This is a genomic window from Kocuria varians (genome assembly GCF_006539885.1).
Taxonomy (GTDB): Bacteria; Actinomycetota; Actinomycetes; order Actinomycetales; family Micrococcaceae; genus Kocuria; species Kocuria varians.
This window is the reverse complement of the sequence record NZ_BJNW01000003.1, coordinates 147,262-166,497: the sequence shown is the minus strand read 5'-3', so window position 1 is coordinate 166,497 and position 19,236 is coordinate 147,262. Positions and strand designations below refer to the sequence as shown.

The following is a 19,236-nucleotide window of genomic DNA, read 5'->3' as shown; positions in this document are numbered from 1 at the left end:
GGTTCATCCGACGTGAGCGTGACCGATCAGCTGACGCGTCTGGCGCACCAGGGGTACCCGTCCTCGGGTGAGGACCGGGACGCCGCGGGCGCGGACGTGAAACCGTTCGGTCCCGGTGGGGACACCGCGCTGCACGGTGCGGTGCGCCGCACTGTCCCGCGCCGTCGCGTCCGCGCCGCCGCGCGTCCCACCGAGGAGCAGGCCGCGCAGGCCCAGCGCCGCAGCGCCGCCCTGCACGCGGAGACGGGGACCGCGTCGTCGCCCCAGTCGTCCGTGACGCACGCCCCGCGGACGGCCTCACCGAAGGCCACCGCGCTGCCGGTGCTCACGCCCCGCCAGATCGCGGAGGACCGAGCCGGTGGCGAGCGCCGCAGTGGTGTCCCCGCGGCGCTGACCGAGCCCATCAGCGGCGTCTCCCGCCGCAGCACGGCCGCGGCGGCGTCGCCGGTGGAGCGGCCCGAGACGGTCGTCCACGAGATCGCCCCGGCCACCACAGCCATCCCGCGCGCCACGTACCCGGCCGCCAGCGTCAAGCCCGCCCGCGCGCCGCGCTCCCTGCTGCGCTCGCTCGTGCAGGGGGACACCGCCCCCACGGCGCCCATGAAGGTGGTGGACCGGCTCACCGCCACCCCGTTCCAGCACCTGCGCAAGTTCGGGGACAGCACGGACCGGCAGGCCCGGCGCACCCTGAACTTCGCCCTGCGGCTGGCCGAGACCATGTTCCACTACGGCGCGGACGCCCTGGACGTGGAGAACGCGATCATCGCCGTGTGCGCCACGTACGGGGTGGAGAACCTGGACGTGGACATCACCAACCAGTCCGTGACCATCAACTACGTCGCGGAGTCCACTGCCACGGGCAAGCTGCCCGGCGTGGACGAGGCCCCCAGGAAGGCCGGCTCCTCCGCGCACCCCACCACGGCGTCCTTCGACGGTGTCCCCGGCACCACGGGGGAGCACCGCAAGGCCTCCCACGACCGCGACCGGCACCGGGAGGACCAGGACCTGTGGGGGGACTCGACGACGTCGAGCCACACGGTGATGCGCGTGGTGCGCTCGTGGACGGACAACTACGCCGGACTGGCGGACTCCCACCAGCTCGTGACGCGCATCATCGAGGGCGAGATGCCTCTGCGCGAGGCCGAGCGGGAGCTCAAGCAGATCAACGCCAACCCCAAGCCCTATCCGCGGTGGATGGTGTGGGTCGCAACCGTTCTTGCGGCGGGCACCCTGACCCTCGCACTGGGCGGCACGTTCGTCGGGGCGGTCGTTGCCATGGGCTCGGCCACCCTGGTGCAACTGGTCGGCGCCAAGCTGGGAGGGTGGCGGATTCCGGAGTTCTTCTCCCTGGCGGCCAACGCGCTGGTCGTGACCCTGGGCGCCATGGTGATCTCTGCCCTGGGGGTGGAGCTGTCCCCACCGAGAGTCATCGCCGGTGGGCTCATCATGCTGCTGCCCACCACCCGCATGGTCTCCACCATGCAGGACGCCATCAACGGCTTCCCGGTCACTGCGGCGGGGCGGCTGCTCTCCACGGCCATGGCGTTCCTGGCGATCGTGGCGGGGATCGCGCTCGGGATCACGCTGACCGTCCGCGTGGGCAACGTCCCGGGCATCGACGTCTCGCAGTCCAGCTTCACACCCTCCGGCGTCCTGCAGAACGTGGTGTTCATGCTGGTCTCGGTGGTGCTGATCGCGGTCACCATGCAGGCGAAGCCGCGGCACATCCTGCCGGCGGTGCTGGCGGCGTTCGCGGGTCTGCTGGTCTACCACGGGATCGGCCTGGTGGACCCCGGGACCCGGCTGGCCACGGGCGTCAGCGCGGTGGTCAGCGGCTGCGTGGCCGCGCTGCTCGCGGCGCGCGAGCGGATCCCGCAGGCGGTCCTGGCCATCCCCGCCATGACCTACCTGCTGCCGGGTCTCACGCTGTTCCGCGGTATGTACGCGATCACGGTGGAGAACCAGACCGCCGGGCAGGGCATCACCGAGCTGCTCAACGCCATGGCGTCCATCGTGCTCCTGGCCGCCGGCGTGGTGCTGGCGAAGTACCTCATGCGTCCGTTCATCGAGCGGATGCAGCACTTGTCCCAGCGGCGCAACCGGCGCCGCTGAGAGGACGGACGCGGCCCGTGCAGGTGCCGACGTCGGGCGCCTGCACGGGCCGTGCGGGCACGCCCGCAGGCACGCACCCCGCTCAGGAACCGGCGGGGTTCAGAGGATCTTGCCCACGGGCAGCTTCTTCTCCGCCTGGAACACGTCCTCGGTGCGTCCGCCGGCCCAGTACCCGGACAGCGACACCTGAGCGCGGTCCAGGCCGCGGACCTCGAAGAGCTCGTGGCGCGCGGCCTTCATGGTCTCCCGCTCGCCGTGCACGAAGGCCTGCACCCCGCTCACGTCCTCGGGCCACGCCGCGTCCGCGATGCCCCGGACCAGGGCGCGCTCGCCGGCGGCCTGGTCTGCGCGGTGCACCCAGCGCACCGTGAATCCCTCAGGGATCGAGACGTCCGAGAGATCGAACTCGTGGCTCGCGTCCGCCACCTCGAGCACGGCCTCCCCGTGAGCGGAGGCGGGCATCGCCTCGAGGTTCGCGAGCACGGCGGGAACGGCGGCGTCGTCCCCGGCGAACAGGCTCCACGTGGCCCGGGGATCCGGGACCCACGTGCCGCCGGGGCCGAGCGCGACCACGCGGTCACCGGGTGCGGCGGCGGCCGCCCACGGCCCCGCGTAGCCCTCGGAACCGTGCAGGGCGACGTCGATCCACACCTCACCGGCCTCGGGATCCGTGCGGCGCAGGGTCATGTGGCGGGAGACGGGCTGGTCGGCGGGAGCTGCGGTCTCGCGGGCCCGCCAGTAGTCGGGGAACTCGCCAGAGGCCGTGTCCGCGAGCGTGGCCCGTGAGAAGAAGATCAGCTTGACGTACTTCTCCGGGGGCTCGACGTCCTGGAACTCCGCGGCGTTCTCGATCCTGCAGACCACCCGGACCATGCCCGGGGAGAGGTCTACGCGCTGGGTGACGGTGAGGTTCAGCTGCGGTTTGTGCGGACGTGCGGGGGTCTTGGTCATGACTCCAGCTTAGGTCGTCCTAACCAGGAAGTCCCCAGGAGACGGGTTCCGCTCCCTGCTCGCGCAGCAGCTCGTTCGTGCGGGAGAACGGGCGGGAGCCGAAGAACCCCCGGGAGGCCGAGAGCGGCGAGGGATGCGCGGACTCCACGGTGGGCGCCCCGCCGAGCCACTGCTTCGTCCCGCGTGCGTCCCGACCCCACAGGATCCCCACGAGCGGCTGCTCGCGCGCGCCCAGGGCCCGGATCGCGCACTCCGTGACGGCCTCCCAGCCCTTGCCGCGGTGGGACGCCGGGGCACCGGCCTGCACCGTGAGCACCCTGTTGAGCAGCATCACGCCCTGCCCGGACCACGAGGAGAGGTCCCCGTGCTCCGGCGGGGTGATCCCCAGGTCCGACTGCAGCTCCGCGTAGATGTTCTTCAGCGAGCGCGGCACGGGGCGGACGTCCGGGGCCACCGAGAACGAGAGCCCCATGGCGTGGCCCGGCGTGGGGTAGGGGTCCTGGCCCACGATCAGCACCTTCACCGCGGAGAAGGGCTCGCGGAACGCCCGGAAGATGTTCTCCCCGGCGGGCAGCGTGTGGCGGCCCTGCGCGTGCTCGGCACGCAGGAACTCGCCCATCCTGCGAATCTGCTGCTCCACCGGGCGCAGCACCTCGGCCCACTCCTCGTGCATGATCTCGTGCAACGGACGCGGTGCGTTCACCGGTGGACCTCCAGCGTGGACGGCGGGCGCGGGCCCTGGGCTCGCGCGTTAGGGTGGGGCTCATGTCTACCACGGGGCCGGAGCTCGACGAACTGGACCGCGCCATCCTGGACCTCGAGGCCGAGCACTGGAAGTACCGGGGTGCCAAGGAGTCCGCGATCCGCTCGACCCTCGGGCTGAGCCCGGTGCACTACTACCAGCGGCTCAACGCGCTGATCTCCTCGGAAGCCGCGGCCCGGCACGCCCCCATGCTGATCTCGCGGCTGCGCCGGGCCCGCTCGCGCTGAGCGGACTCCCGGGTGCCCGTGGGATAGTGGGCCGTAGCTGCACACCCCCACCGCGCGCCGTCCAGGAGAGCGAGAGCATGAGCGAGTACCCCCGTGACGAGTTCGACGACGTCCCCGAGGACGGCGCCCGCCAGGGCGCGCACCGGGGCCACAACCCGAACGCCCGCAACGGCTCGCGGCGCGAGTTCCGCGCGATCCTCGTGACCGGTGTGCTCGCGCTCGTGCTGGGGACGGTGTGCTTCGTGAACGCGCCGCGCACCGAGCAGGGTGCGTCCGTGCCGCCCTCGCCGGCCGGCGCCTCGGCGCTCGCCCCGCAACCCGGTGGGGCGGCGGCGGCAGCCACGACGACGACGCCGCGCGCGGCCCCGGGTGACATCGCCGCGGCCTGAGGGGCCGGGCGCGTTCAGCCCATGATGAAAATGCACCGTGCGGGATCCCGGTTCGGTTGCGGAGCCGCGCGCGCCGGTGCCACTATTGATTCAGCACTCAGTCGAGTGGACTGCTAACCGGGTCCGGTGGCCGCCCTCGGCACCCGGGTGAAACCACATCACGATGAGGTGGACGCGGCGCGGTGAGGATCGCGCCGCCCCGCCGTCCGTCGCGGGCATCGTGGTGACACGTCTTGTTTGTCAACCGTCCAGGAGGGACGAAACACATGGCAAAGATGATCGCATTCGATGAAGAAGCACGCCGCGGTCTCGAGAAGGGACTGAACACCCTCGCGGACGCCGTCAAGGTCACGCTCGGCCCCCGCGGCCGCAACGTGGTCCTGGAGAAGTCCTGGGGCGCCCCCACCATCACCAACGACGGTGTCTCCATCGCCAAGGAGATCGAGCTCGAGGAGCCGTTCGAGAAGATCGGCGCCGAGCTCGTCAAGGAGGTCGCCAAGAAGACAGACGACGTCGCCGGTGACGGCACCACCACGGCCACCGTGCTCGCCCAGGCCCTCGTGAAGGAAGGCCTGCGCAACGTGGCCGCCGGTGCGGACCCGCTGTCCCTCAAGCGCGGCATCGAGAAGGCCGTCGCCTCGGTGACCGAGCAGCTGCTGTCCTCCGCCAAGGAGATCGAGACCGAGGAGGAGATCGCCGCCACCGCGTCCATCTCCGCCGCGGACCCGGAGATCGGCAAGCTCATCGCCGAGGCCATGGAGAAGGTCGGCAAGGAAGGCGTCATCACCGTCGAGGAGTCCAACACCTTCGGGCTGGACCTCGAGCTGACCGAGGGCATGCGCTTCGACAAGGGCTACCTCTCCGGCTACTTCGTCACGGACGCGGACCGCCAGGAGGCCGTCCTCGAGGATCCCTACATCCTCATCGTGAACTCCAAGATCTCCGCCGTGAAGGACCTCGTTCCCGTGCTGGAGAAGGTCATGCAGGCCGGCAAGCCGCTGCTGATCATCGCCGAGGACGTCGACGGCGAGGCCCTCGCCATGCTCGTGCTCAACAAGATGCGCGGTGCCGTGAAGTCCGTGGCCGTCAAGGCCCCCGGCTTCGGCGACCGCCGCAAGGCGCAGCTCGCGGACATCGCCATCCTCACCGGTGGCCAGGTCATCACCGAGGAGGTCGGCCTCTCCCTGGAGTCCGCCACGCTCGACATGCTGGGCCAGGCCCGCAAGGTCGTGGTGACCAAGGACGAGACCACCATCGTGGACGGTGCCGGCACGCAGGAGGAGATCGAGAGCCGCGTGGCGCAGATCCGCGCGGAGATCAACAACTCCGACTCCGACTACGACCGCGAGAAGCTGCAGGAGCGCCTGGCCAAGCTGGCCGGCGGCGTGGCAGTGCTCAAGGCCGGTGCCGCCACCGAGGTGGAGCTCAAGGAGCGCAAGCACCGCATCGAGGACGCCGTGCGCAACGCCAAGGCTGCCGTGGAGGAGGGCATCGTCGCCGGTGGCGGCGTGGCCCTCATCCAGGCCGGTGCGAAGGTCTTCGAGTCGCTGGACCTCTCCGGTGACGAGGCCACGGGTGCCAACATCGTCAAGGTCGCCATCGACGCGCCGCTGAAGCAGATCGCCCTCAACGCCGGCCTCGAGCCGGGCGTCGTGGTCGACAAGGTGCGCGGTCTCGAGACCGGCTGGGGCCTCAACGCCGCGACCGGCCAGTACGAGGACCTTATGGCCGCCGGAATCAACGACCCCGTGAAGGTCACCCGCTCGGCGCTGCAGAACGCGGCGTCCATTGCCGGGCTGTTCCTCACCACGGAGGCTGTCGTCGCCGACAAGCCGGAGCCCGAGGCCGCCGGTGCGGGCGCCGGTGCCGATCCCATGGGTGGCATGGGCGGCATGATGTGATCTCGCTCTTCTGAGCGAGCCGCTGCCCGGTCACACCGGGTGGACGGAGCAGGAGGACCCCGGATGCGTGCAGCGCGTCCGGGGTCCTCCTTGTCGTGGGGCGGGTGCCGCGCGTTCTGCGTGTCGGGGCGCTTTGCGAGGATGGGCGCATGACGATCATCGCTGCCGCGGACGGCTCCGCACTCGGCAACCCCGGTCCCGCGGGCTGGGCCTGGTACATCGATCCCACGTCGTGGAAGGCCGGCGGCTGGGCCCACGGCACGAACAACATGGGCGAGCTGACGGCCGTGCTGAACCTCTTGGAGGAGACCCGCCACCGCAGGGACGAGCCGCTGCGCGTGCTGTGCGACAGCCAGTACGTCATCAACTCGGTGACCAAGTGGATGCCCGGGTGGAAGAAGAAGGGCTGGAAGAAGCGCGACGGCAAACCCGTGCTCAACGTGGAGATCATGAAGGCGCTCGACAAGGAACTCGCCGGCCGTGACGTCACCTTCGAGTGGGTCAAGGGCCACGCGGGCCACGAGCTGAACGAGGCCGCGGACGACCGCGCCCGCGCCATGGCGGTGGCGTACCAGAAGAAGACGGGGCCCGCCCAGATGCCCGTGGGCCCCGGTTTCCGCGACGACGACGCTGCGGTGCCCGGCACGAGCGGCGCCCCCGGCTCCTCCGCGGGCACCTCCGACGCACCGACCGCTGGGTCCCACGTCTCGGGACGCCCCACGGCCAGGGTCGCAACGCCCCCGCCCGGGGCATCCGGGGCCGAGGCCTCCGGGGCCTCAGCGCCCCGCCCCTCCTTACCCCGCGCGGCGAGCACCGTCTCGGACCCGGACCAGCAGCCGGACCTGTTCTCAGAGCTGGCCGCGACCGCGTCGGCCGGGGAGGATCCCTCGAACGGGATCTCCGGCAACGGGGGCTTGGCGTCCCAGCTCGTCACCGAGGCCGTGCAGCGCGAGATCCTGGTGATCGGCGCGTCCGCGCAGCAGCAGACGGCGGTGGAGTTCCTCCATGCAGATGCGCTGTGCGTGGACCTGCGCGGCCGCTCGGTCACGGGCGATGCGGTGCTGGAGGTTCTGGGGGCCTCCGGGGCGGTGGACGAGACCCGCGTGACTCCGCTGGGATCTGTGGCGTACCACCTGAGCTACCGGGCGGAGGGCCCCGCCGCGGTGACCCGGCGCAGCTCGGTGTGGGTCCGGGAGGACCAGCACAACGAGATGGGTCCGTGGCTGCTGCGCTACCACCAGGTCACCGCGGAGGAGTGAGCGCGGTTCAACCCGCGAACATGCGGGTGTTGGCCGCCTCGGTCTCCGCGTACTGCGTTCCGGCGGTTGCGAGCGCCTGGTTGATCTGCGCCACGGCCTGCTCCATCTGAGCCTGCGCGGAGCGCCACGAGCGGAACGCCTCCTGGAAGCTCGCGGACGCCGTGCCCGTCCACGAGTCCTCCAGGTCCGCGAGCGTGCCGGTCATGCCGTTGACCTCGGCGCTGAGCCGGTCGATGTGACCGTGGGCCTGCTGGGACTTGGCGGCGATGGTGTCGCTGTCGACGACGAAGTGGGCCATGGTGTTCCTCCCCGGAAACGGTGGTGGTGCCCGGCGGTGCGCCGGTTCCGTCACGCTAGAGGAGGCGCCGGCCGCGCAGGAGCGAAACCGGGTCGGGCTGGGGACTCAGGAGTCCTCGGAGGCGTGGTCCACAGGAGCCGAGTGCGGGATCCGCACGGTGAAGGTGGCACCGCCGCCATTGGTCTCCGAGAGTTTCACGGTGCCGTCGTGCTGCTCGATGACCGCCGCGACGATCGACAGCCCCAGTCCCGTGCCGCCCGTCTCGCGCGTGCGGGAGGAGTCCGCGCGGTAGAACCGCTCGAAGACCCGCTCGGCGTCCTGCCCGTGGATCCCGGGCCCGTGGTCCCGCACCTGCAGGACGGAGGTGAACGTGCCGTCCACCGAGGGCTCCAGGCCCACCGCGAGTTCCAGCGGAGTGCCCGCCGGGGTGTAGCGCAGCGCGTTGGTCAGCAGGTTCGCCACGACCTGCCGCAGCTTGGACTCGTCCCCGTGCACCCACGCCGCCTCGGGCGTGGAGTCCTCCAGGCCGCGGACGACCACGGCGCGGTCCGGCGCCGTGGCGTGGGCGTCCGAGGCGGCGTCGTAGGCGAGGTGCAGGAGGTCCACGTGGCGGTTCGTGGCCACACGGCGCTCGTCCAGGCGCGCAAGCATCAGCAGGTCCTCCACGAGTTGCGTCATGCGCTTGGACTCGGACTCGATGCGGTCCATGGCCTTGCCGACGTCCTCGGGGGTCTGCAGCGCACCGTGGCGGTAGAGCTCGGAGTACCCGCGGATGGTCACGAGCGGGGTGCGCAGCTCGTGGGAGGCGTCCGCCACGAAGCGCCGCAGCTTGGTCTCGGAGCGGGTGCGCGCGTCGAAGGCGTCCTCGATGTGACCCAGCATGGCGTTCAGGGAGGCCGAGAGCTGGCCGATCTCCGTCTGCGGGTTGTACCCCTCCATGCGCTGGGAGAGGTCTCCGTCCGCAATCCGGGCCGCGGTGGCCTCCACCTGGCGCAGCGGCTGGAACGCGCGCGTGACCATGACCCAGCCCACCGTCATGGCGGCGAGCAGCGTGGCCAGCCCGAAGCTGAACGTCAGCAGCCCCACGCCGGAGATGATCGCGGTGGTGCGGTCCAGGGGCTGCGCGACCACCACGGACATGTCGAACATGGTCAGCTTGGCCGAGACGATGCGCCACTTGCGCTCCGAGGAGCCCACGGAGCCCACCGTCCTGGCCTCACCCTCGTGGGCGCGCACGTAGTCCAGCGTCATGCCCTCGAGGTCCGGGGTGGACTGCTGGGCCGAGTTGCCGGAGCCGCTGCGGGCCGTGGCGATCACGTTGCCGTCCGCGTCCAGCAGGAACCCGGAGTTGGACACCGGGGTGTTCACCTCACCCTGCAGCGCGCTCGTGAGCACGGGGGCAACGGTGGGGATGGAGGCGCGCAGCTCGTCGTCGATGTTCGCGACGAGGCTGTCCCGCAGCACCGATACCGCGACCAGCGTGGTCACCAGGACACTGATGGCCAGCAGCACCCCCGTGAGGGCCATGAGCTGCGAGCGCAGGGACGCGGTGCGGAACCGGCGGGCCAGGAGGTTCAACGGATCAGTGCCGCTTGTCCGAGGAGCGCAGCAGGTAGCCCACGCCGCGCTTGGTGTGGATCAGGGAGGGCTGCTCGGGATCGTTGTCGATCTTGCGGCGCAGGTAGGAGATGTAGGACTCCACGATGGAGGCGTCCCCGTTGAAGTCGTACTCCCACACGTGGTCCAGGATCTGGGCCTTGGACAGCACCCGGTTGGGGTTGAGCATGAGGTAGCGCAGCAGCTTGAACTCGGTGGGGGACAGGTCGATCTCGCGGTTGCCGCGGAAGACCTCGTGGGCGTCGTCGTCGAGGACGAGGTCGTCCACCTTCAGGCGGGAGTCCTCCTCCTCGAGCGGCTGGGTGCGGCGCAGCACCGCGCGGATGCGTGCGACGACCTCGTCCAGGCTGAAGGGCTTGGTCACGTAGTCGTCACCGCCCACGGTCAGGCCCGCGACCTTGTCGTCGGTGTCGTCCTTGGCCGTGAGGAACAGGATGGGGAACTGCCGCCCGGCGGCCCGCAGCTTGCGGGTCACGGAGAAGCCGTCGATGTCCGGGAGCATGACGTCCAGGACGGCCAGATCGGGTTCCTCGGCCTCTGCCTTGAGCAGGGCGTCGCGGCCGTTGGCCGCGGTGACCACGTCGAAGCCCGCGAATCGCAGGGAGGTGGCCAACAACTCGAGGATGTTGGGCTCGTCGTCGACGACGAGCAGCTTCGCTTCGGGAGTTTTCGCATTCACGGTGTTCAGTATCTCCAAGTTTCCTGTGTGCAGTCTGTTCCCACCCCGGAGAGACTCTGGAAGCTCGTGACGGGCGGGATCAGGTCCGCGCGCGACGTCGTGCCCCGCGCAGCAGCTCGACGCACATCAGCAGGAAGGCGATGGGGAAGCAGATCGCGGGGAAGAGCGTGAAGCCCGCCCAGATCACGTGCCCACCCGCGGCCGCCACGAGCACGGTCACGAGCGAGAGGGCGCACAGCACGGCGAGCACCAGGGCGACGAGCAGGAGCGTGGAGATCCCCCGGGGAGGGGCCTCCGGTGCGGAGCGGGAGACGGTGGAGGCGGCGGAGTCAGGCATGGCCCTAAGGTAGCAAGGTCCCGTTACGCGGTGGGTTGAATCAGGGGCGGCGCCCGCCGCCGGGGAGATAGGCTGTTGACTTCGTAAGCCACCGCGTCCACCGCAGCACGGGGACGCACCAGGCGCAGACGCAGTGACGAGAGACTGAGGTGATCCCGGTGCCCACGGGCAAGGTCAAGTGGTTCGACGCAGACAAGGGTTTCGGTTTCCTGGCCACCGACGACGGCCAGGAAGTGTTCCTGCATTCGTCGGCGCTGCCCCAGGGGGTCACCACCGTGAAGCCCGGGACCCGGATGGACTTCGGGATCGCGGACGGCAAGCGCGGTGCCCAGGCGCTCTCGGCCACGATCCTGAGCAGGCCGCCGTCGGTCGCGCGCAACACGCGCAAGCCCGCTGAGGATATGGCCGGGCTCACCGAGGACCTCATCCGCCTGCTGGACGGCATGTCCAACGGCCTGCGCCGGGGCCACTACCCGGATCCCGCCCACGGCCACAAGATCGCGGCCATCCTGCGCACGGTTGCGGACGAGCTCGATGTCTGAGGCCAGGGGAACCGAACAGGACACCACGTTGGAGCCGCAGCAGAAGCAGCAGAGCCTGCCGCTGCGCGAGACCGAGCAGGCGGTGACGCAGCGCGAGGGCTCCACCGAGGAAACCGTGCTGACGGACGCGCTGCTGCGCACCGACACCCCGCAGGATGCGAACGCCCCGCGGGACTCGGGCGACTCGCAGGCCACGTCTGCCGCGCAGGGCACGGACGGGGACGACGCCGCCGGGCCGGCAGCCGCCGACGCCGCCGCGGCGCCCGTTGCAGACGCACCCTCCGCCGATACCGGGGACGGGACCGCCGCCGGCGAGGAAGCACCCTCGCGGGCCGAGGCGCCGGCCGCCCCCCGTGCCCGCACCGGATCGCGCTCGGCGGGCCGCACGCGCACCCCGAAGCAGGACCCTGTGCTCACAGAGGCCGTGGCGCTGGCGCGCGAGGCCGTCGTGGACTCGCCGCAGGGCGAGCAGGCCGTGGGGGAGCACCTGGGCGTGGTCGTGCACGAGGACCGCCTGCTCACCCACCTCTTCGAGTGCCAGCTGCGCGGCTACCCGGGCTGGACCTGGTACGCCACGGTGGCCCGGGCCCCGCGCACCAAGCACGTGACCGTGTGCGAGTCCGGTCTGATCGCCGGCCCGGACTCCCTGCTCGCCCCGGACTGGGTGCCGTGGGAGGAGCGGATGCAGGCCATGAAGGAGCAGGAGTCGCTCGAGAACGCGCAGGAGGACGGCTCCTCCTCGGACGAGGGCGACGAGAGCCACCAGGGCGAGGACGGCGAGTCCGAGGACAGCAGCGCGGCGGAGTCCGCCCAGGACGGCGCGTCATCGTAGCTGACGGCTCACCAGAGGGGGCCGGTGCCACGGCCTCGGAGGTGCGCAGCACGGGAATGTTCCGTTCCCTGCACATCCGCAACTACCGGTTGTGGTTCATGGGCGCGCTGGTGTCCAACATCGGAACGTGGATGCAGCGCACGGCGCAGTCCTGGCTGGTCTTCGACGAGCTGACCGACCACGACGCCACCGCCATGGGCGTGGTCATGGCCCTGCAGTTCGTGCCGCAGCTCGTGCTGGCCCCGTACGCCGGTGTGCTCGCGGACCGCTACGACCGGCGCAGGATCCTGGTGCTCACGCAGGGCGCCATGGCGCTGCTGGCGGCGGCCCTGGGCGCCCTGCTGCTGCTCGGTCTCGCGCAGCTGCCCACGGTGTACGTCTTCGCGCTCGCGCTGGGCATCGTGGCGACCTTCGACGCCCCCGTGCGCCAGACGTTCGTCTCCGAGATGGTCCCGGACACCCACCTCTCCAACGCGGTGGCACTGAACTCCACGTCGTTCAACTCCGCGCGGCTGATCGGACCCGCGGTGGCCGGCGTGCTCGTGGCCCTGGTGGGCACGGGCTGGGTGTTCATGATCAACACCCTGACGTTCGGGGCCATGATCTGGGCGATCCTGCTGATCGACGGCGCACGGCTGCGGCCGTCCCCGCGCGCCGAACGGGCGAGGGGCCAGATCCGCGAGGGCGTGGGCTACGTCCTGCACCGCCCGGACCTCGTGGCGGTGATGACCACGATCTTCATGATCGGCACGTTCGGCATGAACTTCGCCGTCTACCTCGCGGCCATGGCGGGCACGGTCTTCGGGCAGGGCTCGCAGGAGTTCGGCGTGCTCAACTCCATGCTCGCCGTGGGGACGGTCACCGGTGCGCTACTCTCGGCGCGGCGGGCGAGCGCTCGGCTGCGCTACATCTTCATCGGCTGCGCGGCGTTCGCGCTCTCGTGCCTCGGCGCCGCCACCGCGCCCTCCCTGTGGGTCTTCGCCGTGTGGCTCGTGCCGTGCGGCGTCTCGTCCTTGACGATCATGACCACCGCCAACGCGTACGTGCAGACCACCACCTCACCCACCATGCGGGGCCGGGTGATGAGCCTGTACATGGCCATCTTCATGGGCGGCACACCCATCGGCGCGCCGGCGGTGGGCTGGCTCACCGACACCCTCGGTCCCCGCTGGGGCATGGGATCCGCGGTGCTCGCGGGCTTCACCGGGGTGCTCGTGGGGCTGCTCTACGCGTGGCGGCTTCGGGCCGGCCGCGCGGTCGAGCGGTCCTGACCCCGCACCGACGACGCCGCCGCGGGGCCGGCTCGGGGACGGGGCTCAGTCCAGGCCGTGGGCCACGGTCCAGTCGATGCAGGCGAGCAGTGCGCGCACGTCCTCGGGCGGGACCGAGGCGAACGTGGCGATCCGCAGCTGGTTGCGACCGAGCTTGCGGTAGGGCTCCACGTCCACCACGCCGTTGGCGCGCAGCACCGCCGCGATCCGGGCGGCGTCCACGGCGTCGTCGAAGTCCACGGTGCACACGACCGGGGAGCGGTGGGCGGCCTCTGCCACGAACGGGTGGGCGACGTCGCTGTGCTCGGCCCAGTCGTAGACCAGGGCGGAGGTCTCCGCGGTGCGCGCGGCGGTCCAGGGGAGCCCGCCCTGGTCGAGGAACCAGCGCAGCTGCTCGTCCAGCATCACGAGCCCGGCCAGCGCGGGCGTGTTGTAGGTCTGGTGCTTGCGGGAGTTCTCCACCGCCGTGGCCAGCGAGAGCACGTCCGGGATCCACCGCTGCGAGGCGGCCACCTGCTCAACCCGCTCCAGGGCGGCGGGGGAGAACGCGGCGAACCAGATTCCGCCGTCGCTGCCGAAGTTCTTCTGCGGGGAGAAGTAGTAGACGTCCGTCTCGGCGAGGTCCACGGCCATGCCGCCGGCGGCGGAGGTGGCATCCACGACCGTCAGGGCACCCTGGTCCCCGTGGACGCGGCGCACGGGCATCGCCACACCGGTCGAGGTCTCGTTCTGCGGCCACGCGTAGACGTCCACCCCGGCCGCCACGCGCGGCCCCTCCGGGCGCGAGCCGGCGGGAGCCTCGACCACCACGGAGGGCTCCAGGAACGGGGCACGGTCCGTGACGCTCGCGAACTTCGCACCGAACTCCCCGAAGGAGAGGTGCTCGGCGCGCGAGGAGACCAGACCGAACGCCGCGGCGTCCCAGAAGGTGCTCGAGCCGCCGAGACCCAGGACGATCTCGTAGCCCTCCGGGAGGGAGAAGAACTCGCCCAGCTGCTCCTGCACCCGCGCCACGAGGTCCTTGACCGGTGCCTGACGGTGCGAGGTTCCGAGCAGGGTGGCGCCGGCGTCCCGCAGCGCGTCGACCTGCGCGGCGCGCACCCGCGACGGGCCGGCTCCGAACCGGCCGTCCTCGGGCACCAGGGCCGGCGGGATCACGGGCGTGCTGCTCACGGGAACTCCTCGGGGAGACGGTGGGGTGTCACCACCCATTATGCCCGCCCGTGACGTGCCCGGCCGCCACGGGGCGCAGTGCACCGGGGCACATCTAGATACAATCGTCGCAAAGTTGCGGGAGCGGGCCGCGCGCCCCCTCTCCACACCACACGGTTGACGTGCGCACCCCTGCGCAGAGATCTGAGGACGAAGCATGAGCGGCGATCTGATCGACACCACTGAGATGTACCTGCGGACGGTGCTGGACCTCGAGGAGGAGGGGATCACGCCCATGCGGGCGCGCATCGTGGAGCGCCTGCACCACTCCGGGCCCACCGTGTCCCAGACGGTCTCCCGGATGGAGCGGGACGGGCTGCTCTCCGTCGCCCCGGACCGCTCCCTCCGCCTCACAGACACCGGGCGCACCATGGCCGTCTCCGTGATGCGCAAGCACCGCCTGGCGGAGCGGCTGCTCGCGGACGTGGTGGGCCTGGACATGGCCCACGTCCACGAGGAGGCCTGCCGCTGGGAGCACGTGATGAGCGAGCGCGTGGAGCAGCGTCTCGTGGACCTGCTCGACGATCCCGAGACCTCCCCCTACGGCACCCCCATTCCGGGGCGCAACGCGAAGGGCGGCACCGTGAGCGCCACGCAGACGTTCCAGGGCCGCACCCTGTGGGAGGTGGCGGAGGAGGACGGCGCCACCCCGTACGAGATCACCCTGCTGCCGGAGGTCGTGCAGGCGGATCCCGAGCTGATCGAGATGCTCAGTTCCGCGGACGTCCTCACCGGTTCACGCGTCACGGCCGAGATCAACCCCGGGGACGAGCACCGGGTGCTCGTGACCCACGTGGGGTCCGGGGTCTCCCTGGACCTCGACGCCACCACGGCGCGCGCCATCCGGGTGGGCGAGCCCCAGGGCTGAGCGGTCACGCCCCTCGTCCGTCCCCGGGCCGACGCCGCCGCCGGCCACCGTGATCTTCTCGGTCTCCGTCGTGACCTTCGTGATGTGTGGACAATCACCCGCCCGAGGCCCCGTCGCCCGGTCCTCGATCGGAACCGCCCGGATGAAAGCGCAGGTCAGAAGGGTGTTTGTGGCTTGCGAGGGGGTGGGCGGGCGGCGTGCAGGTGCGGCCCATTCATAGCGGAAGCAGATAAGAAACCGCGCATTATTCACCGGCAGTGCCGGATCCGTGATCCGTTGTAATCAAAACGTGACTTTATCGTTACCTGTCCTGTACAGTCGTGACCGTGCCGATCACTGGTCGGATCCGGCACTCCCGGGCGTTCGCCGAGTTCTGCCAGGCGCTCCGGGACCCGTACACAGAAATCCGTTTGGCAGAAGCGGGGGAACCACTTTCCGGGTTCGTTGCACCACAGCGGATCCTCGGGGTTAAGCCTGCGCGAAGCACCACCTCGCGCGGCCGGATGTCTCCCATCCGAACCCGACAGCTCACCTCGTAGGCGCAGGGAGGAACACACTCATGTCTTTCGTGAAGCACAGCTCTGCCCGCCACCGCGCGGAGACGAACTCGCACCTCGTGCGCAACTCCACCGTTGCCGCAGTGGCCGCCGGCGCCGTCGTCGCCGGTTTCGCCTCCCCGGCGCAGGCAGCCAGCGGGGTCATCGACCTCGGCACCACGCCGTCGGCCCACACCACGACGTCCTACAGCACCTCGACCTCCTACAGCGTCGAGTTCAGCTCGCAGTCCTCGGACCTGCTGGCCACCGGCTCGAACGTGAGCACCCAGTCGAACCACTCCGCCAGCGGCATCGTGGGCACCGCCTACGAGGGCATCGGCGGCGCGTACGTGTGGGGCGGCACCGGCTTCAAGGCCTGGGACTGCTCCGGCTTCGTGCAGTGGGTCTACGCCCAGAACGGCGTCCAGCTGCCCCGCACCACCTGGGCCCAGTTCGCCGCAGGCCACGCCACCTCGAACCCGCAGCCCGGAGACCTCGTCTCCCAGAACGGCGGTTCGCACGTGGGGATCTACATCGGCAACGGCCAGATGATCTCCGCTCTCAATCCTTCGCAGGGCACCCAGGTTCACTCCGTGAACGCCATGCAGGTGGACGGCTTCTACTCCGTCCGCTGAATCCCTCGGGATCCGGTCGTCCCCGCGGATGACCGGCAACGTCCCGTGTCGAGCTAGACAGTAGGCCGTGCGTCGCGCCGCCGCCCCAGGGGAGGGCGGCGTGCGCACCGGCCCGAACACCTGAAATCGCAAGTAACCACATCACCGCCCGACACGGTGACCCGTGACGTCCACCGGACGCTCGCAGGATCACCGCACTTCACGTGCCCTGGGTGGATACGAACGTGTTAGGAAACCACACGCATGTCGAACGAAACCGTCACCACGGCCAAGAACCTCTTCGCCGGCAAGGCCCGCACCGTGGCCGCCGTCGCCGCCTTCTCCGGCCTGGCGATCGCCACCACCGTGTCCGTGCAGGCCACGCAGAACGCTGACGAGCAGGCTCCCGCGGCCGCCGTGTCGGAGGCTCCGGCATCCGAGAACACCGTCTCCGCCGAGCCCGCCGCCAAGGCTGACAAGGCCGACACCGCCAAGAAGTCCGAGACCAAGAAGGCCGCGAAGACCGAGGCCGCCGCCCCGGCCGCCCAGTCCTCCGTGGTCGAGGCCGCTCCCGTGGCCAACGTGACCCCGCTGCAGGCCCCCGTGGTGACCACTGCGTCCGAGAACGTGACCCCGGTTGCCGAGCAGGCCCCCGTGGTGACCACTGCGTCCGAGAACGTGACCCCGGTTGCCGAGCAGGCCCCGGCGGCCCAGGGCCGCCACGCCGCTCCGGCCTCGCAGCAGACCATCGCCGCCGAGACCGCCGCCCAGCAGTACAGCCAGGTCTCCAACCCGGTCGTCCCGGAGAGCAACACCACCGGCAACCAGGGCTACGTGCACACCGGTGCCGCGGGCACCACCCCGGCAGAGACCCCCGTCAAGGCCGCCGCGGCCCCGGGCAAGGTCTCCACCCAGTCGACCTCCACCCAGTCCGCGTCCGGCAAGGGCGGCGCGATCCTGAGCGCCGCCGAGGGCCAGATCGGTGAGTACCAGGACTGCACCGCGCTGGTCTCCGACTCCCTGGCTGCCGTGGGCATCAACTTCCACGGCTGGCCGGCCGACTACAAGTCGCTGGGCACCTCGGTCTCCGCGGACCAGGCGCGTGGCGGTGACATCGCCTACTATGCGGACGGCGGCGCCGGTGTGGCCCACGTGGCGATCTACGCGGGCAACGGCCAGGCCGTGCACGGCGGCTGGAACGGCAACCAGACCGTGAAGACCACCGCGTACGTGGGCTCCGGCCCCGAGTTCATCCGCGTCGGCTGATTCGGATACATGGCGGCACCGCGGTGACCAGCCGCGTGCCACACCTCGTCGCGAGCCGGGACCGGTTGTGTACCCGCTCCTGACGCGCGCGACACGAGACGTGAGGACCCTGTGTTTTACAGGGTCCTCACGTCTTTTTCATGCCCGGGGTCCGGGTGGTGCCCGCCGTAGAATGGGGGGCATGTCCACCGACTTCTCGCACGCCGCCCGCACCCCCCAAGACCAGGAGTTCACGTACTACGCGATCGGCATGGTGGCCGGCGCGGTTCCCGGCATCGTGGTGGGCTTCCTGGTCGCCGCGTTTGCCGGCCACGTGGCCATGTGGCTCTCGGTCTGCGGCGGTGTGGGCATCATCCTGGGGCTCGTGGTGGCCTCGCTCCTCTTCCGACGACGCCGCGCGGCCGCCCGCCGTCGCGAGGCCGAGGTCCAGGCGCAGTCCCCGACACCGCAGAACCCCGGGGCGTAGGGATCCGGCGGGTGGCCCGGGAAGCGCTGGTCACTGCGGTGGTCTGGGTCCGGAAAGGCGCGGGTCACGGGTGCCCCGTGCACTGCCCACCGATCACGGCATGAGGCGTTCGGCCCCTGAACGCCGCCCCTGACAGCTGTCCCTCTCAACGACGGTCAGGCGGCGCTGAGCTGCTCGATCTCCCGCGTGACGTTCTCCCGGGCCCGCGCCTCCCACAGCTGGACGGCGAGCGGGTCGTGGAACAGGGGCGGCGTTGCCATCAGCGTGCGGAGCACCTCCGCACGGGCCGCACGGAACTCGGGGTCCGGGACGTGCTCGTACTCCCGCCGCACCGCCGCCGCGTAGCGGTCGTACTCCGTGGGGGAGCCGCCCAGGATGCTGAGATCGGCGTCCACGAGCAGGCATGAGCTGCGGTCCGCGGGATCGGGGCGGTGCGCGAGGGTGACGAGGACGAGCTCGGCGACCCGTTCCCCGAGGCCCGGCTCCCACCCGTCACCCGTGAGCTCCCGGCGGGCCAGCTCCGCGGACTCCTCCTCGTCCCGCCCCGGAACACCGCGGTAGACGGCGTCGTGGAACCAGACGGCGAGCAGCAGCTCATCAGAGGGGCTCCCACCGGTCAGCCGGTCCACGGCCTCGAGCGCCTGCAGCAGGTGGGACGTGCCGTGGTAGTGGCGGTGCGGCTCGCCCCACCGGGAGACCAGCGCCTCGCCCAGGGCCGGGTGGACGGGGAAGTGCCGCCGCCAGCGGTCGGAGAGCGTGGCCGCGATCTTGGCCGGGCGGCCTCGTGCGGGGATCCTGAGCCCGCTGCGGATCAGCAGCCGGGTCAGCTGCTTGCCGTCCACCGCCCGGACTCCCAGGGCCACCGCGTCCGCGTGCCGGTGGGCCGGGACGTCGTAGTGGTCCTCGTCGAAGGCACGGACCGAGATGCCGAGCGCGCGCGCCGTCTCGTGCAGCTCGTCGAGCGAGGTGTCCGAGACCATGTGGGAGAACACGGTGCCGTGCGCGGGCCAGCGCGGCGGGTCGATGTAGACGGTCATGCCCCCATTGTGCGCCCAACTCGCGGGTGGCCCGCGGCGCGGATAAGGTGGGGCAGTGT

At 71.0% G+C, this 19,236-nt stretch carries 20 protein-coding genes and 1 riboswitch; of the genes, 12 read left to right on the top strand and 8 right to left on the bottom strand.

Going from position 1 to position 19,236, the window contains the following annotated elements:
- Nucleotides 1-12 precede the first annotated feature (12 nt).
- On the top strand, nt 13-2,112 hold the full coding sequence (locus KVA01_RS02875) for a threonine/serine exporter family protein (RefSeq protein WP_141268848.1): 2,100 nt from the start codon (nt 13-15) through the stop codon (nt 2,110-2,112).
- A gap of 99 nt (nt 2,113-2,211) precedes the next feature.
- Here the strand turns inward: KVA01_RS02875 and KVA01_RS02870 are convergent, their stop codons facing one another.
- Nucleotides 2,212-3,063: a siderophore-interacting protein gene (locus KVA01_RS02870; RefSeq protein WP_141268846.1), complete on the bottom strand. Its 852-nt coding sequence runs from the start codon at nt 3,061-3,063 to the stop codon at nt 2,212-2,214.
- 19 nt (nt 3,064-3,082) lie between these two features.
- Nucleotides 3,083-3,766 carry a uracil-DNA glycosylase gene (locus tag KVA01_RS02865; protein WP_082810392.1) on the bottom strand — a complete coding sequence of 228 codons (684 nt, stop codon included), beginning with the start codon at nt 3,764-3,766 and terminating at the stop codon, nt 3,083-3,085.
- A 62-nt stretch (nt 3,767-3,828) separates the two neighbouring features.
- Here KVA01_RS02865 and KVA01_RS02860 point away from each other — a divergent pair, with 62 nt between their 5' ends.
- The 4 genes from KVA01_RS02860 to KVA01_RS02845 all read left to right on the top strand — a co-directional run bounded on the left by KVA01_RS02860 (nt 3,829) and on the right by KVA01_RS02845 (nt 7,602).
- Nucleotides 3,829-4,053, top strand: a complete 225-nt coding sequence (locus KVA01_RS02860) for a DUF3263 domain-containing protein (RefSeq protein ID WP_068469923.1) — start codon at nt 3,829-3,831, stop codon at nt 4,051-4,053.
- 77 nt (nt 4,054-4,130) lie between these two features.
- Nucleotides 4,131-4,442: a hypothetical protein gene (locus tag KVA01_RS12820; protein WP_231860663.1), complete on the top strand. Its 312-nt coding sequence runs from the start codon at nt 4,131-4,133 to the stop codon at nt 4,440-4,442.
- Between the two features lie 266 nt (nt 4,443-4,708).
- Nucleotides 4,709-6,343, top strand: coding sequence for a chaperonin GroEL (gene groL, locus KVA01_RS02850; RefSeq protein WP_141268844.1), 1,635 nt, complete (start codon nt 4,709-4,711; stop codon nt 6,341-6,343).
- A 149-nt stretch (nt 6,344-6,492) separates the two neighbouring features.
- Nucleotides 6,493-7,602 carry a ribonuclease H family protein gene (locus KVA01_RS02845; protein WP_068469927.1) on the top strand — a complete coding sequence of 370 codons (1,110 nt, stop codon included), beginning with the start codon at nt 6,493-6,495 and terminating at the stop codon, nt 7,600-7,602.
- Nucleotides 7,603-7,609: 7 nt separating this feature from the next.
- On the opposite strand, the gene KVA01_RS02840 is transcribed toward KVA01_RS02845, so the two are convergent.
- The 4 genes from KVA01_RS02840 to KVA01_RS02825 form a co-directional block, all read right to left on the bottom strand.
- Complete coding sequence (locus KVA01_RS02840; protein ID WP_068469930.1) at nt 7,610-7,900, bottom strand: WXG100 family type VII secretion target; 291 nt, start codon at nt 7,898-7,900, stop codon at nt 7,610-7,612.
- Between the two features lie 105 nt (nt 7,901-8,005).
- Nucleotides 8,006-9,478, bottom strand: coding sequence for a sensor histidine kinase (locus tag KVA01_RS02835; protein ID WP_174805692.1), 1,473 nt, complete (start codon nt 9,476-9,478; stop codon nt 8,006-8,008).
- Nucleotides 9,479-9,482: 4 nt separating this feature from the next.
- On the bottom strand, nt 9,483-10,196 hold the full coding sequence (locus tag KVA01_RS02830; RefSeq protein WP_068470152.1) for a response regulator transcription factor: 714 nt from the start codon (nt 10,194-10,196) through the stop codon (nt 9,483-9,485).
- A gap of 79 nt (nt 10,197-10,275) precedes the next feature.
- Nucleotides 10,276-10,533: a hypothetical protein gene (locus KVA01_RS02825; RefSeq protein WP_068469932.1), complete on the bottom strand. Its 258-nt coding sequence runs from the start codon at nt 10,531-10,533 to the stop codon at nt 10,276-10,278.
- 158 nt (nt 10,534-10,691) lie between these two features.
- Here KVA01_RS02825 and KVA01_RS02820 point away from each other — a divergent pair, with 158 nt between their 5' ends.
- From KVA01_RS02820 to KVA01_RS02810, 3 genes are read left to right on the top strand one after another with little or no spacing between them, the layout of a single operon-like run.
- Nucleotides 10,692-11,075, top strand: coding sequence for a cold-shock protein (locus KVA01_RS02820; protein ID WP_068470154.1), 384 nt, complete (start codon nt 10,692-10,694; stop codon nt 11,073-11,075).
- Entirely contained in the window at nt 11,068-11,907 is an 840-nt protein-coding gene (locus KVA01_RS02815; RefSeq protein ID WP_141268842.1) for a DUF3027 domain-containing protein, read from the top strand. The genes KVA01_RS02820 and KVA01_RS02815 overlap by 8 nt, the downstream gene beginning before the upstream one ends.
- 56 nt (nt 11,908-11,963) lie before the next feature.
- Nucleotides 11,964-13,178 carry an MFS transporter gene (locus KVA01_RS02810; protein WP_068469936.1) on the top strand — a complete coding sequence of 405 codons (1,215 nt, stop codon included), beginning with the start codon at nt 11,964-11,966 and terminating at the stop codon, nt 13,176-13,178.
- A gap of 45 nt (nt 13,179-13,223) precedes the next feature.
- Here the strand turns inward: KVA01_RS02810 and serC are convergent, their stop codons facing one another.
- On the bottom strand, nt 13,224-14,351 hold the full coding sequence (gene serC, locus KVA01_RS02805) for a phosphoserine transaminase (protein ID WP_068469938.1): 1,128 nt from the start codon (nt 14,349-14,351) through the stop codon (nt 13,224-13,226).
- A gap of 196 nt (nt 14,352-14,547) precedes the next feature.
- On the opposite strand from serC, the gene KVA01_RS02800 reads away from it, so the two are divergent.
- From KVA01_RS02800 to KVA01_RS02785, 4 genes are all read left to right on the top strand, one after another.
- On the top strand, nt 14,548-15,258 hold the full coding sequence (locus tag KVA01_RS02800) for a metal-dependent transcriptional regulator (RefSeq protein ID WP_068469939.1): 711 nt from the start codon (nt 14,548-14,550) through the stop codon (nt 15,256-15,258).
- Nucleotides 15,259-15,645: 387 nt separating this feature from the next.
- Nucleotides 15,646-15,812: riboswitch (cyclic di-AMP (ydaO/yuaA leader) on the top strand.
- A gap of 5 nt (nt 15,813-15,817) precedes the next feature.
- Nucleotides 15,818-16,429 (top strand): C40 family peptidase, encoded by a 612-nt coding sequence (locus KVA01_RS02795; protein WP_068469941.1) that lies wholly within the window; start codon nt 15,818-15,820, stop codon nt 16,427-16,429.
- A gap of 243 nt (nt 16,430-16,672) precedes the next feature.
- Nucleotides 16,673-17,674 (top strand): C40 family peptidase, encoded by a 1,002-nt coding sequence (locus KVA01_RS02790; RefSeq protein WP_141268840.1) that lies wholly within the window; start codon nt 16,673-16,675, stop codon nt 17,672-17,674.
- A 181-nt stretch (nt 17,675-17,855) separates the two neighbouring features.
- Nucleotides 17,856-18,140, top strand: coding sequence for a hypothetical protein (locus tag KVA01_RS02785; RefSeq protein WP_068469945.1), 285 nt, complete (start codon nt 17,856-17,858; stop codon nt 18,138-18,140).
- 155 nt (nt 18,141-18,295) lie between these two features.
- Here the strand turns inward: KVA01_RS02785 and KVA01_RS13090 are convergent, their stop codons facing one another.
- On the bottom strand, nt 18,296-19,177 hold the full coding sequence (locus tag KVA01_RS13090) for a DUF4031 domain-containing protein (protein ID WP_068469947.1): 882 nt from the start codon (nt 19,175-19,177) through the stop codon (nt 18,296-18,298).
- Between the last annotated feature and the right edge of the window lie 59 nt (nt 19,178-19,236).

Excerpts from the sequence above, each read along its gene's own strand:
- KVA01_RS02870 (WP_141268846.1), bottom strand. The coding sequence starts at position 3,063 with ATGACCAAGACCCCCGCACGTCCGCACAAACCGCAGCTGAACCTCACC.
- KVA01_RS02860 (WP_068469923.1), top strand. The coding sequence starts at position 3,829 with ATGTCTACCACGGGGCCGGAGCTCGACGAACTGGACCGCGCCATCCTG.
- KVA01_RS12820 (WP_231860663.1), top strand. The coding sequence starts at position 4,131 with ATGAGCGAGTACCCCCGTGACGAGTTCGACGACGTCCCCGAGGACGGC.
- groL (WP_141268844.1), top strand. The coding sequence starts at position 4,709 with ATGGCAAAGATGATCGCATTCGATGAAGAAGCACGCCGCGGTCTCGAG.
- KVA01_RS02845 (WP_068469927.1), top strand. The coding sequence starts at position 6,493 with ATGACGATCATCGCTGCCGCGGACGGCTCCGCACTCGGCAACCCCGGT.
- KVA01_RS02840 (WP_068469930.1), bottom strand. The coding sequence starts at position 7,900 with ATGGCCCACTTCGTCGTCGACAGCGACACCATCGCCGCCAAGTCCCAG.
- KVA01_RS02825 (WP_068469932.1), bottom strand. The coding sequence starts at position 10,533 with ATGCCTGACTCCGCCGCCTCCACCGTCTCCCGCTCCGCACCGGAGGCC.
- KVA01_RS02815 (WP_141268842.1), top strand. The coding sequence starts at position 11,068 with ATGTCTGAGGCCAGGGGAACCGAACAGGACACCACGTTGGAGCCGCAG.
- KVA01_RS02810 (WP_068469936.1), top strand. The coding sequence starts at position 11,964 with ATGTTCCGTTCCCTGCACATCCGCAACTACCGGTTGTGGTTCATGGGC.
- KVA01_RS02800 (WP_068469939.1), top strand. The coding sequence starts at position 14,548 with ATGAGCGGCGATCTGATCGACACCACTGAGATGTACCTGCGGACGGTG.
- KVA01_RS02795 (WP_068469941.1), top strand. The coding sequence starts at position 15,818 with ATGTCTTTCGTGAAGCACAGCTCTGCCCGCCACCGCGCGGAGACGAAC.
- KVA01_RS02790 (WP_141268840.1), top strand. The coding sequence starts at position 16,673 with ATGTCGAACGAAACCGTCACCACGGCCAAGAACCTCTTCGCCGGCAAG.
- KVA01_RS02785 (WP_068469945.1), top strand. The coding sequence starts at position 17,856 with ATGTCCACCGACTTCTCGCACGCCGCCCGCACCCCCCAAGACCAGGAG.
- KVA01_RS13090 (WP_068469947.1), bottom strand. The coding sequence starts at position 19,177 with ATGACCGTCTACATCGACCCGCCGCGCTGGCCCGCGCACGGCACCGTG.